This is a genomic window from Deinococcus sp. YIM 134068 (assembly GCF_036543075.1).
In the GTDB taxonomy this organism is placed as follows: Bacteria; Deinococcota; Deinococci; order Deinococcales; family Deinococcaceae; genus Deinococcus; species Deinococcus lichenicola.
On record NZ_JAZHPF010000011.1, the window covers coordinates 1 to 12,888 of the forward strand.

Consider the following 12,888-nt stretch of genomic DNA (forward strand, 5'->3'; position numbering starts at 1 on the left):
GGGATGTGGACGAGGCGCGGGACCGGGTGTTGATGGGACCCGAACGCCGCTCACTGGTGGTGAGGGAAGCGGACCGCAAGGTGACGGCATATCACGAGGTCGGGCACGCTCTCGCCGCTCAGCTCCTTCCACATGCGGACAAGGCGCACAAACTCACCGTCGTTCCCCGTGGTCGCTCGCTTGGCTCGGCGCTGTACACGCCCGAGGACCGGATGCACCACACGCGGGCGGCGCTGCTCGACCGCATCTGCGTGGCGCTCGCCGGGCACGCGGCGGAACAGGTCGCCACCGGGCAGGTGACGACGGGCGCGGCGAACGACTTCCAGCAGGCGACGAACATCGCCCGCCGCATGGTGACGGAGTGGGGGATGTCGGACGCGGGGCAGATCGCCTTCGCGCAGGAGAGCGAGGGGTATCTCGGCTACGGGCCGCAGCGCGGGGCCTACAGCGACCGCACCGCCGAACACATCGACGTGGCCCTCGGCGAAATCCTCAACGGGCAGTACGACCGCGCCGTGGCCCTTCTCACTGAACACGCCCATGTCCTCCACCGCCTTACCGACGCGCTGATGGCCCGCGAGTTCCTGACGGGCGACGACGTGCGGACGGTCCTCGCCGGGGGGACTCTGCCCGACGCGACCCCGCCGCGCCCCTCGGGCGAGCCGGACGGCCCCGCCTCCCACACGGGATTGACGCCCGACCCGGCCTGAGCACCGAACATCCACACCGCCGCTGGAGCTGAGGACTTCCTCGCCCGGCGGCGGTCTTCTGGTCTTCTTAAACTCTGTCGTTTGGGTCATCGCCCCCGTTTTCCCACCCGGCGTCCCGCTCTAGCCTGTCGCATGTCGCCGCTCGCGCGCTTACTGCTGTTCGCCGCCCTGCTGCTGGGAGGCGCGGGTGCCCAGGAGTCCATCACTTCCGCGCCGCAGGAGACGCCCCTGCCGCCGGTGCAGGCCGCGCCCGTCGCCGCGCCGGGAGTGCCCGTGCGGGTGCGGGTGGTCCAGGGGACGCTCGTGGGCCGGGAGGCGGAGGGCGTGCGCGTCTTCCAGGGAGTTCCCTATGCCGCGCCGCCCGTCGGGGAGTTGCGCTGGCGGGCACCGCAGGTCGCGCCGTCGTGGTCGGGGGAACGTGATGCCTCCGTTCCGGGGCAGGCGTGCGCCCAGGTCCGCTACCCGCAGGCGGGCGGGGGCCTGCGCGGGGTGGAGGACTGCCTGTACCTGAACGTCACCGCCCCCGATCAGGCCGTGCGCGCCCCCGTCATGGTCTGGATTCACGGCGGCTCCTTCCGCACCGGGGCGGGCAGCGACTACGACGCCCGCGTTCTCGCCCGCGAGCAGGGCGTGGTCGTCGTGACGCTGAACTACCGCGTCGGGCCGCTGGGTTTCCTCGCCGCGCCCGCGCTGCTGGAGGGGCGGACGGTGGGCAACTACGGGCTGCTCGACCAGCAGGCGGCCCTGCGCTGGGTGCGGTCCCAGATTGCCGTCTTCGGGGGCGACCCCGGCAACGTGACCCTCTTCGGCGAGTCGGCGGGCGGCATGAGCGTGTGCGCGCAACTCGCCTCGCCGTCGGCGGTGGGATTGTTCGACCGGGCCATCCTCCAGAGCGGCCCCTGCACGCCCGAGATCAACATGACGGCGCTGCCGGAGGCGCTCAACACGGGCCGGGAGTACGCCCGCGCCCTGGGCTGTCCCGACGGGGACGCCGCCTGCCTGCGCGCGGTGCCGGTCGAGCGGGTGCTGAGGACGCCCGTGCCGGGCCGCCGCGCGCCGGGGTCGGTGGACCTGCCCCCCGTGTATGGCGACGGCACCGTTCCCCGCGCCCCCCGCGACGTGTTCGAGGATGGAAGCTTCAACCGTGTGCCTGTCCTCATCGGCAGCAACCTCGACGAGGGGACCCTCTTCGTGGCCCCCCTCGGGCGGGAGGCGGACATTCCGCTGTGGCAGTACTGGGCGCTTGTGGCCGTGCTGGAGGGGTGGAACGCGCCGCGCGTGCTCGCCACCTACGCCGCCCGCGACTACCCGACGGTGGGGCTGACCGCCGCCGCGCTCGTGACCGACGGGCTGTTCGCCTGCCCGGTGAACGACATTTCCCGCACCCTCGCCCGCGTGACGCCCGTGTACGCCTACGAGTTCCGCGACCGCACCGCGCCCATCGCCCTCCCAGTCACCCGGAGCGTGCCGAGCTACGGGGCCTACCACGCCGCCGAGATCATCAGCGTCTTCGGCACCCGGCTGGAGGGCCTCGCCGATCCGGCCAGGTTCACGCCCGTGCAGGCGGACCTCGCCCGGCTGATGCGGACGTACTGGGCCAACTTCGCCCGGAGCGGCAATCCCAACGTGCCCGCCCGCCCCGGTGTGCCGGAGTGGAGGCCCCTCGATCCCGCGCGGAACAACCTCCTGACCTTCGCGCCGGGCCGCGTGGCCGAGAGCACGGCCTTCCGGCAGGAACACCGCTGCGACTTCTGGAGCCGGTGAGGTGAGGCCCCCCTCGCTCCTCCTCCCGCTGCTGCTCGTGGCCGCGCTGCTGGGCGTGACGTGGTGGCAACGGCGCGACCCGCTCGACCTGGGGGTGGTCGTCGCGGGTTTGGTGGGGGTGGGATTGCTCGTGCCCGCGCTGCGCGGCGGCGGGGGTCAGGCCCGGCTCGTCGTGCGGGTGCTCGTCGGGCTGCTCGCGGGCGTGGCCCTCTTCGGGGTGCGGGAGCCGGGGTCGGCGCTGGGCTTCGCGGTGGTGCTGGTCGGGACGCAACTGCTCGTCGGGCGGCTGCTGGGCGGACGTTAGGTCCCCTGGCGTCCGCCGCTCAGCCCTGCGTCCCCGCCGTGTCCCGCTCGGGAAGGGCGCACTGACCGTCCTCGCAGCCGTCGGCGGGCGTGTCCGCGCCCAGCAGGGTCAGGGGCGCGGGGTGCGTCTCGGCCCAGACCTGTTCCAGCGCCCCGCGCAGGACCTCCGGGGACTGGGCACCGCTCACGCCGTACTTGCCGTCCAGCACGAAGAAGGGCACGCCGCCGATGCCGAGGGCGTGGGCCTGCGCCTCGTCCCGCCGCACGTCCGCCGTGTGACGCCCGCTCTCCAACGCCGCGCGCACTTCCCCGGCGTCCAGCCCGACCTCCGCCGCCAGCCGCACCAGCGTCTCCCGGTCGCCCAGAAACTCGCCCTCGACGAAGAAGGCCGCGAGCAGGCGCTCCTTCATCGCGTCGCCCAGGCCATGCTCCGCCGCGAGGTGGATGACCTGATGTGCCAGGAAGGTGTTCGTGGGTTGCAGGCGCTCGAAGTGGTACTCCAGCCCCTCGCCCGCCGCCGTCCGGGTCATCTCGTCCAGCATCCGCTGTGCCCCGGCCTCGCCGCCGCCGTACTTGCGCGCGAGGATGGCCCTCATGGACTGCCCGCGTTCGGACGGGGCCGAGGGGTCCAGCTCGAACGAGTGCCACACGACCTCCACCCGGTCACGGTGAGGAAAGTCCGCCAGCGCCGCCTCGAAGCGCCGTTTGCCCACATAGCACCACGGGCAGGCGATGTCCGACCAGATATCCACGCGCACCTTGCCCGGGGAGGAGGGAGTGAAGAGAGTCATGGGGCCATGATGCCTCGCTTTAAAAAGCAAAGCAAGGGAGGCGGGCACCATTCACCACACGGCGTCGGTTCTCCCGTGGAGTTGGCGGCGCGGGCCGAGGTCCTATTCTCGCGCTTGCTCCCTGCCTACACTCGCCCCATGACCACCGACACGCCCAGGGCCGCCTTCGTCAAGCCGGGCGACGACGAATTGCGCGAGAAGCTCACGCCCATGCAGTACCGCGTGACCCAGCAGGAGGGCACCGAGCGGGCCTTCACGGGCGAATACTGGGACCACACGGAAGACGGTATCTACGTGGACGTGGTGTCGGGCGAACCGCTCTTCAGCTCGCTCGACAAGTACGACGCGGGGTGCGGCTGGCCCAGCTTCACCCGGCCCATCCCCTCCGTCCGCCTGACCGAAAATACCGACTACAAGATCGGCTACGCCCGCACGGAAGTTCGCTCGGGCCTCGCCGACTCGCACCTCGGCCACGTCTTCCCGGACGGGCCACAGGCTCAGGGCGGCCTGCGCTACTGCATCAACTCGGCGGCGCTGCGCTTCGTGCCCGTGGGGGAGCTGGAGGCGCAGGGGTACGGGGAGTATCTGAAGTTGTTCGGCAGGTAGGGCAGACATGTCAAGCAAGAGAAGGGGCCGCGCCGGAATCTCCCGTGCGGCCCTTGCCCGTGTGGACGCTCAGCTTTCGGTGATGCCGGAGCGCGGGCCGCCGTCCTCGGCGTCGGTGGTGTCCACACCCGACTCGGTGTTGCCGGGCGTGCCCGTGCTGCCCGCCCCGCCTGCGCTCGTCTTGCCGCTCGCCTCCTCGTGCTCCTGCCGCTCGGCGGCCATGTCGCGCAACTGCTCGGCCTCGTTTCCCTTGTCGGTCATGCCCCGAGGGTAGGGCGGGGGGAGAGGGCGTGGGTGTGCCGCCCCTCAAGCCCGCCTTATAGCCCTATTCCCCCTCTTCACAGGCCACGCTGTTGCCGTTGCGGTCGAGCGCGGTGCGGTAGCCCGGCTCACCGAGGCGCAGGGGTGCCCGGCCCGCCGCCCGCACCTGCACGCAGCTTCGGAAGTAGACCGTGCCCTGCCCCGTCAGGCGGGCGCTGCCCGTCACGGGACGCAGCAGCGAGCGCGCGACGTACCCGCCGCGTCCCCCGTAGCTCGTGCGGCACCACTCGCCCTGGCACGCCACGAGCAGCAACGTGTTACGCGGCACGACGTTCAGGATGGGGGCCGCCGCGTCGGGCGTCCGCCGCAGATTCGAGTTCGCGGTGGTGAGGGCGGTGGCGGCGTGGGCCGTGCCCAGCAGGGTGAGCGAGAGGGCCAGCGGGGCGAGGAAGGCACGCATGGACGGCATGAGAGCAGCATGACATACGAACAGGGGTCGGAGGCTAGACCTTGACCGGCTCCAACGGCACATGCTCGGCGTACCGCTGGAAATCCTTATCCTTGGTCAGCAGGGGCAGGCCCCAGGTCACGCTGCAAGCGGCGATCAGAAAATCCGTGCTGCTCCCCTGAATGCCCTCGCCCCGGCAGGTGTTGAAGAACGCTGCCGCCAACTCGTATTCGAGGAAAGACGCCTCTCGATCTGGGAGGGCGCGCAGACTCTGGCGGATTCGCTCGAAGACCTCCGGCCTGTGCAGGCCCTGCAACACCTCCTGCCGAATACAGCCCAGCATCTGGACGCGGCCCTCGCGCACCAGATCACTCAGCATCCTCAACTCGGGCGAAGGCTCGCCCGTCCGCTTCCTGATGGCTCCGAACCACACGTTGCTGTCAACGATCACCTTCACGAGCGCTTGCGCTGCGCCCGCATCTCCTCGTCGGTCGCCATATCTGCCGGATCCACTGTTCCGAACAGGTCCAGAATCTTGAGCTGTTCGCGGTGCCGGATGTACTCGGCCAGAGCCTCATTCACCGTCTCGCGCTTGGTGCGGTGCCCGCCGACCTTGAGGGCACGCTCCAGCAGTTCCGGGTCGATTTGCAGGTTCGTCGCCATACCCCAGGCTTACACAAGAGGTTGTGTAGGACCGTAAGGGGAAGTCGGAGGTTGAGCGGGAGGCAGACTGTTTCGTCCCCTGTCTCTACCCCGCCCAGCCCCATCGTCTACCGCTGCGGCCTGTGCTGAGGTGTTTAAGTTGGTATGAATGTTAGTATGAGTTTATGACATACGACACTGCACAACGCGTAACGGTCAGCCTGTCCCCGCACCTCGCCCGTTACCTCGACCAGTACCAGAAGACTCACCGCCTGAGCAGCCGGAGTGAAGCCGTCGCCCAGGCCATTCACGCCCTGCGTGAGAAGGAACTGGCCGAAGCCTACGCCGACTATGCCCGTTCCGGCGAGTTCGTAGACCTTGAGAACGGTGATGGGCTGGAGGAAAGTGACGGCAGCCAGTGGCTGTAGGGCTCATCCGGCAGGGTGACATCCTGCTCGTCAACTTCAGCCTCGCCCGCGAGAGCGAGGCCAACTACACCCGGCCCGCCGTGGTGCTGACCAACAACGCGGCCAATGCCAACAACGTGGTCATCACCGTGGTCCCGCTGACCAGCAACGTCGAGCGCGTGTATCCCTTTCAGCTCCTGTTGCCCCACCAGCGCACGGGCCTGAACGAGGACAGCAAAGCGCAGGTCGAGCAAATCCGCTCCGTCGCCCTCAGCCGTGTTCTCCGCCGCCTGGGCAACGTCCCCACAGACCTGATGCTCGAACTGGACGCCAGGGTGCGGGAGCATCTGGCCCTCTAGCCTGCTCCCACCCCGCCCAGCCCAGCCCCACCGTCTGTCGCTACAGCCTGTGCCGAGGCAGGAACTTGGAAAATTGCCCCCATGGTCTCCTCTCCCATTCTAACCTTTGGAAGTGTTACCCTTTCGCTAGGTGGTAAGAATGACCGCACAAATGCAAATCAGTCTTGCTGAGCTCCTGCGGCGGCACAATATTAGTCAGAAGCAACTGGCTGAGGCTGCCAGGATGCGCCCCGCAACAATCAATGCCATCTTCCGGGGCCGTGTTGAACGGGTCGAGATAGGCACGCTCGTAGACCTTGTGACGGGCTTGCGGCGTCTCGGTGTCAAGGCCGATGTGGGCGACATTTTGCAGGTCGTGGACAAGCCCGCCGAGGCCGAGCAGGCTGCCCGTGAACGCGCCCTGCGACTGCTGGGTGGTGAACCCTGGGGCTTAAAACCGAAGGGTCTGGTTGAGCCCGTCCCCGTGAGTGGTCCCCCTATTGAGGACCTGCTGCCCGACCTCCTGGGGCCGTCGCTTTGAGCCTGCTCTACCTGGACACCTCCGCGCTGCTCCGCCTCTACACCCGTGAACCGGACTATGGGCAGGTCGCCGCCCGCAAGGAACAGGCAGACGGCGTGATCTGTCATGTCATCACCTACGTGGAAATGGTTTCTGCCTTCACCGGGCGGCGGGCTCGAAAGCTGCTGAGCGGGCGGGCGTACCAGACGGCCCTGGAGGCGTTCAGGACCGACTGGCCGACCTTTCGGCACGTTGCTGTGGACGAGGAACTGTTACAGGATGCCGCCGACCTCGCGCAGGCCCACGCTCTGCGGGCCTACGACGCCGTTCACCTTGCCGCCGCTCAGGCCGTCTCTCCGCTCGGCGTGCAGTTCATGACTTTCGACCTGAGGCTGCGAGCCGTCGCCGAACAGGTCATGCCAGGGCAGGTGTGGCAGCCGTAGCCTTCCCCCACCCCACCCCGCCCAACCCCACCGACTGGAGCTGCGGCCCGTGCTGGGGCGTGATCAAAGAGTGGTTTTGCGTTGCCCTCCCTGCTTCGCTCATCCTGCTAGAGCAGGGATTTGGGCTAAGAGTAACTCACACTCTCGTATAGTTGACACCTATGCGGGTATCGTGCACAATGTTTGTTGGGAGTGGTAGGCAAAAGGTCTGATATGGGTCAACATGTCTGACATGCCTAATGTGACAAACCTCAGTCCTGGAAAAAAGGCGAAGGGAGGCAAGTCAGTTAGATTGAGTGCCTACCTTTACCCTGATGAGTTGCAGCAGCTCGAAGAACATCTCAGCCTGAAGTGTGATAGTGCGTATGGTAGGAGTCGTGAGATAGCTCGGTTGCTGATCTCCAGTCTTAGAAGTTGTGTGGAGGGAAGTAACAATGGCACATAGTAAATATGGGAAGGGCTTAACCAATCATCAAAGAGGGGGAGAATTTGAACTCCTATACGAAGGCAAAGTTCCCGAGACAGAAGTTCTAGCACGTAGTCGTATACCGTTCGAGAGGCTGTTGGATGGCAACACAAACCGTTTTTATTACGGAGATAACTTTGACGGACTGCTCGACCTATTACATGATGGTTATAGAAATCAAGTTAAATTGATATATATCGATCCTCCTTATGCAACGAAGGGTGTTTTTGAATCCCGAGACCTTGAACATGCTTATGATGATGTTCACTTTGGTGCTCATTTTATAGAATCCTTGCGTCAACGACTTATTGTTATGCGTGAATTATTGAGTGATGACGGATCAATTTACGTTCATCTTGATGGAAGAATGATATTTCAAATCAAGGTAATCATGGATGAGGTTTTTGGACAGGAGAATTTTCGTAACATGATTACTCGTAAGAAGTGTAATTCTAAAAATTACACGAGAAAGCAATATGGTAATATATCCGATTACATTCTTTTTTACAGCAAGACAGCAGTTTACACGTGGAGCCAACAATTTGATCCTCTAGACGAGGAAAAGGAAAAAAGAGAGTATAGACATATCGAGCCGGAGACGGGCAGACGATACATGTTAGTACCAATCCACGCCCCCGGCGTTCGCAATGGTGCTACGGGTGGTGAATGGCGTGGTATGTTACCGCCAGCAGGTAAGCATTGGCAGTACGTTCCAGCGAAACTAGATGCCTATCAGGAGCGTGGTGAGATTGTCTGGTCCGCTAAAGGGAATCCGCGCCGAAAAGTTTATCTTGATACACGTCCTGGCTCACCAGCACAGGATATTTGGTTGAATTACCGTGATGCACACAATCAAAATATAGATATAACAGGCTATCCTACAGAGAAGAATTTCGATCTTCTCTGTAGGATCATCGAAGCGTCCTCCAACTCTGGAGACCTTGTGTTGGATGCTTTCGCGGGTAGTGGAACAACAGGCTTCGCCGCCGAGCGTTTGGGACGGCGATGGATTATGATGGACAACTCAAGTCTAGCGGCGAGGGTTATTAATAAGAGATTTATTCATGGTGGAAAGAAGATTGGAAGCTTTAAGAAAGCGACTTCTACTACACCATTGATTTCCGTCAACCCTCCCTTTAGCATCTATAGCCCGCTTGGTGTTAATCGTGCAAAGCTAGCGGACGAAATCGGCGTCATTTTCTAGCCACTCTTGAGTAAGGCGATCTTCAAGCATCTTTAGAGTGCAAACTAGAACACCAGGTTTGGCATCGAGGACGGCATAGTCACGCCACATTGAACCAAGAGCTAAACCAGGTCCATCATTTAAAAAGATGATTTTTATCTTACTGCCAGTTCGGTTGTTGTACTCGCTAATTTTTGTAATCTTGTCACTATTGCCGCCTGTGCGGTCGTCCTCTTGTGCACCACCGCGATCAGAGTCATATCTAGCGTAACCAGCAGCAATTATGGTATTAGTGGCGTCTCTGATAACAAAATCAGTTGGTGCCTCATCTGTAAAGCCTTTTAAGAGGCTTCTTAATTGTATGTCGGTACCTGCTCGCTTGGGTCCGCTAATAGTGTAAATGCCGTCATACTTATTTTCAAACCACTCAAAGAATGCCTCGGTAAGAGTATAGCCCTTCGAGCCGCGCGTTGAGTACTCCTGCAAGACCGCTACTAGTGCCTCATCATCGGTTGGACGATTCTTTATTAGATTACGAATAGACTCAATATCACGAAACTCGTGTGAATGATGTTTCAGAATTTCTGCGGCATTTTTCTTAACTTTTGTCGCCTCCACAGAGATTCCGGGAAGAACGTACTTCTTAAAAACGCGGAGTAGTTGAGTATGCTGCTTGCCGGTTTCCTTCTGTATGGTATTGAAAAGATCGATTGATGAGGTTGCGCTATCAACCAACTCAATAAATTTTTTGATGGTTGGCTCATGCACCACCTTCGCTTCATCTAGATAGTCTGGATAGAAGGGTGTACCAAGGGCTGTGAGCCACTGACGTTTATCCGATCCCAAATCTTCAAAAGTTGGCATTGTCATAACTTACCAGATGCCTATTCCACCCACTCCTGCAAACTCCGCACCCCCAACTCCTGCCCCTTCGCCGCTGCTATCGCCCTGGCCGTCCACTCGGCACCTTCGCGGGTGCTGACGATGGGCTTGCCGCGTTCCAGGGCGAGGCGGAGGAGCGGCGAGGCGGTCACGTCGATGAGGAGGTCGGGCAATTGGTCGCCCTCCTGCTCGCGGATGACCCGCAGCCCCGCACCCTCCAGCGTGGCGGCCACGTCGTCCAGGCCGTCCCCGAGGAGGAGCGCCGTGCCTTCCCTGGGCAGGTTGCTCTTGGCCCCCAGCGCCGCGCGGTAGAAGGCGAGGTACGGGTCCGCGTCGATGCCCATGCTCTCGCCCGTGCTCTTCATCTCCGGGCCGAGGACGGGGGACACGCCCGCGAACTTCAGGAAGGGCAGGTGGACTTCCTTGACCGAGTACATGCCCGGCGTGGGCGTCTCGGTAAAGCCGATCTGCTCCAGCGTCTGCCCCACGGCGATGCGCGCGGCACTCTTGGCGAGCGGGTGGTTCACGGCCTTACTGACGAAGGGCACGGTGCGGCTGGCACGCGGGTTGGCCTCCAGGATGTAGGCGGTGCCATCCTTCACCGCCCACTGCACGTTCATCAGGCCCCGCACACCCAATTCCAGGGCGAGGCGTTCCGTATCGGCCTTCACGCGGTCCATCAGTTCGGCGCTCAGGTTCACCGGGGGCAGCACGCACGCGGAGTCGCCCGAGTGGACCCCGGCGGCCTCAACGTGCTCCATGATGCCCGCCACGACCGCCCGCTCCCCGTCGCAGAGGGTGTCCACGTCGAGTTCCAGGGCACCCTCCAGAAACTGATCGAGCAGGATGGACGGCTGCCCCTCGACGGCGGCGTACACCTCGTCCAGATAGGTCGTCAACTCCTCCATGCTCCGCACCGTCCGCATCGCGCGGCCCCCCAGCACGTAGGAGGGCCGGGCCATGAGGGGGAAGCCGAGTTCGGCGGCTAAGGATCGGGCCTGCACGGGCGTCTCGGCCACCTTGCCCTTCGGTTGCGGCAGTCCCAGCCGCTCGCACAGGGCGTTGAAACTCGCGCGGTCCTCCGCCTCATGGATCGTCTCGGGGCTGGTGCCGATGATGGGAGCGCCCGCGTCCGCCAGCCGCCGCGCCAGCTTGAGGGGCGTCTGCCCGCCGAGCTGCACGATCACGCCGACGGGCTTCTCGTGCTCGACGATGTTCATCACGTCCTCGAAGGTCAGCGGCTCGAAGTACAGGCGGTCGGCGGTGTCGTAGTCGGTGCTGACCGTCTCGGGGTTGGAGTTGATCATGATCGTCTCGTACCCGGCCTCCTGAAGCGCCCAGACGGCGTGGACGGTCGCGTAGTCGAACTCCACCCCCTGCCCGATGCGGTTGGGGCCGCTCCCCAGGATCACGACCTTGGGCTTGTCGGTCGGCGTCACCTCGTCCTCCCACTCGTAGGTCGAGTAGTGATAGGGCGTGTACGCCTCGAACTCGGCGGCGCAGGTGTCCACCGTCTTGTAGACCGGGGTGGCTTTCGCCGCCTTGCGAAGCTCGCGCACCTCCAGCTCGCTCAGCCCCACGAGTTCGCCCAGCCGCGCGTCGGAGAAGCCCAGCCGCTTGACCTCGCGCCAGATTTCGTATTTCCACTCCGCGATGGGGCCGAGGTCGAGGATTTCCTTCTCGGCGTCCACGATCTCCCGAAGCTGGGAGAGGAACCAGGGGTCAATTTTGGTTGCGTCGTGCAGCGCCTTCACGCCCTCGCCCCGCCGCAGCAGCTCCAGCACGGCCTCCAGGCGGCGCGGGTTGCCGTACAGCAGGCCGCGCAGCTCGTCGTCGGACATGGTGGCGAATGCGCCGCGCACGTCGCTTTCCACGCTCCGCAGCGCCTTCTGCACGCTCTCCTTGAAGGTGCGGCCAATCGCCATGACCTCGCCCACGGAGCGCATCTGGGTGCCCAGCGCGTCACTGCTGCCGGGGAACTTCTCGAAGGCGAAGCGCGGAATCTTCGTCACCACGTAGTCGATGCTCGGCTCGAACGAGGCGGGCGTGCTCCGAGTGATGTCGTTCGGCAGCTCGTCGAGGTGGTAGCCCACCGCGAGCAGGGCGGCGATCTTGGCGATGGGAAAGCCGGTCGCCTTGCTCGCCAGCGCGCTAGAACGGCTGACGCGCGGGTTCATCTCGATCACGATGACGCGCCCGTTGCTGGGGTCCACCGCAAACTGGATGTTGCTGCCGCCCGTATCCACCCCGATCTCGCGGATGATGGCGAGCGACTGGTCCCGCAGCCGCTGATACTCCACGTCGCTGAGGGTCTGCGCTGGGGCCACCGTGATCGAGTCCCCGGTATGCACGCCCATCGGGTCGAAATTCTCGATGGAGGTGATGATAACCACCGTGTCGGCGTGATCGCGCATCACCTCCAGCTCGTACTCCTTCCAGCCCAGGATGGATTCTTCCAGCAGCACAGAGGTTACCGGCGAGTCGCGCAGGCCGCCCTCCGTGATCTTCAGGAAGTCCTCGTAGGTGTGCGCGATGCCGCCGCCCGTGCCGCCCAGCGTGAAGGAGGGCCGGATGACGATGGGGAGGCCGATCTCCTTCTGGTACTCGACGGCTTCCTCCATCGAATGCACCATCTTCCCTCGCGCCGTCTCCACGCCGATCTTCTTCATGGCGGCCTGGAACGCCTCGCGGTCCTCGCCCTTGTGGATGGCTTCGGCGTTCGCGCCGATGAGTTCCACGCCGAACTCCTTCAGCGTGCCGTTGCCGTGCAGTTCCATCGCCAGGTTCAGGGCCGTCTGCCCGCCCAGGGTAGGGAGCAGGGCGTCGGGGCGCTCCTTCTCGATCACCTTGCGGACGAACTCGGGCGTCAGCGGTTCAAGGTACGTGGCGTCGGCGAGGTCGGGGTCGGTCATGATCGTCGCCGGGTTGGAGTTCACCAGCACGACGCGGTAGCCTTCCTTTTTCAGCGCCTTGAGCGCCTGCGTGCCCGAATAGTCGAACTCGGCGGCCTGCCCGATCTGGATGGGGCCGCTGCCGAGAATTAGGATGGTCTGGAGGTCAGTGCGCTTGGGCATTCCAGAAAGGGAGTATGGCACGCCGGGGTTAGGCGGGGGTGGGAAGTTGC

Annotated in this window: 16 protein-coding genes; 9 read left to right on the plus strand and 7 right to left on the minus strand. The window is 63.9% G+C overall.

Annotation, left to right across the window (positions count from 1 at the left end; all coding sequences use genetic code 11):
* From V3W47_RS11705 to V3W47_RS11715, 3 genes are all read left to right on the plus strand, one after another.
* Window positions 1-710 (plus strand): ATP-dependent metallopeptidase FtsH/Yme1/Tma family protein (locus V3W47_RS11705; protein WP_331825392.1); only part of this gene is annotated, 710 nt, incomplete at its 5' end.
* Window positions 711-842: 132 nt separating this feature from the next.
* The gene (locus tag V3W47_RS11710) at window positions 843-2,474 is read left to right on the plus strand and encodes a carboxylesterase/lipase family protein (RefSeq protein WP_331825393.1); all 1,632 of its coding nucleotides are present in this window, start codon (window positions 843-845) and stop codon (window positions 2,472-2,474) included.
* Window position 2,475: 1 nt separating this feature from the next.
* Window positions 2,476-2,778, plus strand: coding sequence for a hypothetical protein (locus V3W47_RS11715; protein ID WP_331825394.1), 303 nt, complete (start codon window positions 2,476-2,478; stop codon window positions 2,776-2,778).
* A gap of 19 nt (window positions 2,779-2,797) precedes the next feature.
* Here the strand turns inward: V3W47_RS11715 and V3W47_RS11720 are convergent, their stop codons facing one another.
* Complete coding sequence (locus V3W47_RS11720; protein ID WP_331825395.1) at window positions 2,798-3,568, minus strand: DsbA family oxidoreductase; 771 nt, start codon at window positions 3,566-3,568, stop codon at window positions 2,798-2,800.
* 138 nt (window positions 3,569-3,706) lie between these two features.
* Here V3W47_RS11720 and msrB point away from each other — a divergent pair, with 138 nt between their 5' ends.
* The gene (gene msrB / locus V3W47_RS11725) at window positions 3,707-4,174 is read left to right on the plus strand and encodes a peptide-methionine (R)-S-oxide reductase MsrB (protein WP_331825396.1); all 468 of its coding nucleotides are present in this window, start codon (window positions 3,707-3,709) and stop codon (window positions 4,172-4,174) included.
* Window positions 4,175-4,243: 69 nt separating this feature from the next.
* On the opposite strand, the gene V3W47_RS11730 is transcribed toward msrB, so the two are convergent.
* From V3W47_RS11730 to V3W47_RS11745, 4 genes are all read right to left on the minus strand, one after another.
* A complete protein-coding gene (locus tag V3W47_RS11730) occupies window positions 4,244-4,435 on the minus strand; it encodes a hypothetical protein (protein ID WP_331825397.1) in 192 nt (63 codons plus the stop codon).
* Between the two features lie 64 nt (window positions 4,436-4,499).
* Window positions 4,500-4,904, minus strand: a complete 405-nt coding sequence (locus tag V3W47_RS11735) for an excalibur calcium-binding domain-containing protein (RefSeq protein WP_331825398.1) — start codon at window positions 4,902-4,904, stop codon at window positions 4,500-4,502.
* Between the two features lie 34 nt (window positions 4,905-4,938).
* Window positions 4,939-5,340, minus strand: a complete 402-nt coding sequence (vapC, locus tag V3W47_RS11740; RefSeq protein WP_331825399.1) for a type II toxin-antitoxin system VapC family toxin — start codon at window positions 5,338-5,340, stop codon at window positions 4,939-4,941.
* Window positions 5,337-5,546 (minus strand): type II toxin-antitoxin system VapB family antitoxin, encoded by a 210-nt coding sequence (locus tag V3W47_RS11745; RefSeq protein WP_331825400.1) that lies wholly within the window; start codon window positions 5,544-5,546, stop codon window positions 5,337-5,339. The genes vapC and V3W47_RS11745 overlap by 4 nt, the downstream gene beginning before the upstream one ends.
* A 164-nt stretch (window positions 5,547-5,710) precedes the next feature.
* Here V3W47_RS11745 and V3W47_RS11750 point away from each other — a divergent pair, with 164 nt between their 5' ends.
* The 5 genes from V3W47_RS11750 to V3W47_RS11770 all read left to right on the plus strand — a co-directional run bounded on the left by V3W47_RS11750 (window position 5,711) and on the right by V3W47_RS11770 (window position 8,903).
* Window positions 5,711-5,953, plus strand: a complete 243-nt coding sequence (locus V3W47_RS11750; RefSeq protein WP_331825401.1) for a ribbon-helix-helix domain-containing protein — start codon at window positions 5,711-5,713, stop codon at window positions 5,951-5,953.
* Window positions 5,944-6,291: a type II toxin-antitoxin system PemK/MazF family toxin gene (locus tag V3W47_RS11755; protein ID WP_331825402.1), complete on the plus strand. Its 348-nt coding sequence runs from the start codon at window positions 5,944-5,946 to the stop codon at window positions 6,289-6,291. The genes V3W47_RS11750 and V3W47_RS11755 overlap by 10 nt, the downstream gene beginning before the upstream one ends.
* Before the next feature lie 139 nt (window positions 6,292-6,430).
* On the plus strand, window positions 6,431-6,811 hold the full coding sequence (locus V3W47_RS11760) for a helix-turn-helix domain-containing protein (RefSeq protein ID WP_331825403.1): 381 nt from the start codon (window positions 6,431-6,433) through the stop codon (window positions 6,809-6,811).
* Window positions 6,808-7,233 (plus strand): type II toxin-antitoxin system VapC family toxin, encoded by a 426-nt coding sequence (locus V3W47_RS11765; RefSeq protein WP_331825404.1) that lies wholly within the window; start codon window positions 6,808-6,810, stop codon window positions 7,231-7,233. The genes V3W47_RS11760 and V3W47_RS11765 overlap by 4 nt, the downstream gene beginning before the upstream one ends.
* 434 nt (window positions 7,234-7,667) lie before the next feature.
* On the plus strand, window positions 7,668-8,903 hold the full coding sequence (locus V3W47_RS11770; RefSeq protein ID WP_331825405.1) for a site-specific DNA-methyltransferase: 1,236 nt from the start codon (window positions 7,668-7,670) through the stop codon (window positions 8,901-8,903).
* Here V3W47_RS11770 and V3W47_RS11775 read toward each other — a convergent pair.
* Window positions 8,874-9,746: a hypothetical protein gene (locus V3W47_RS11775; RefSeq protein ID WP_331825406.1), complete on the minus strand. Its 873-nt coding sequence runs from the start codon at window positions 9,744-9,746 to the stop codon at window positions 8,874-8,876. The two genes, V3W47_RS11770 and V3W47_RS11775, sit on opposite strands and share 30 nt — an antisense overlap.
* 20 nt (window positions 9,747-9,766) lie before the next feature.
* Window positions 9,767-12,838 carry a carbamoyl-phosphate synthase large subunit gene (gene carB, locus V3W47_RS11780; RefSeq protein WP_331825407.1) on the minus strand — a complete coding sequence of 1,024 codons (3,072 nt, stop codon included), beginning with the start codon at window positions 12,836-12,838 and terminating at the stop codon, window positions 9,767-9,769.
* Between the last annotated feature and the right edge of the window lie 50 nt (window positions 12,839-12,888).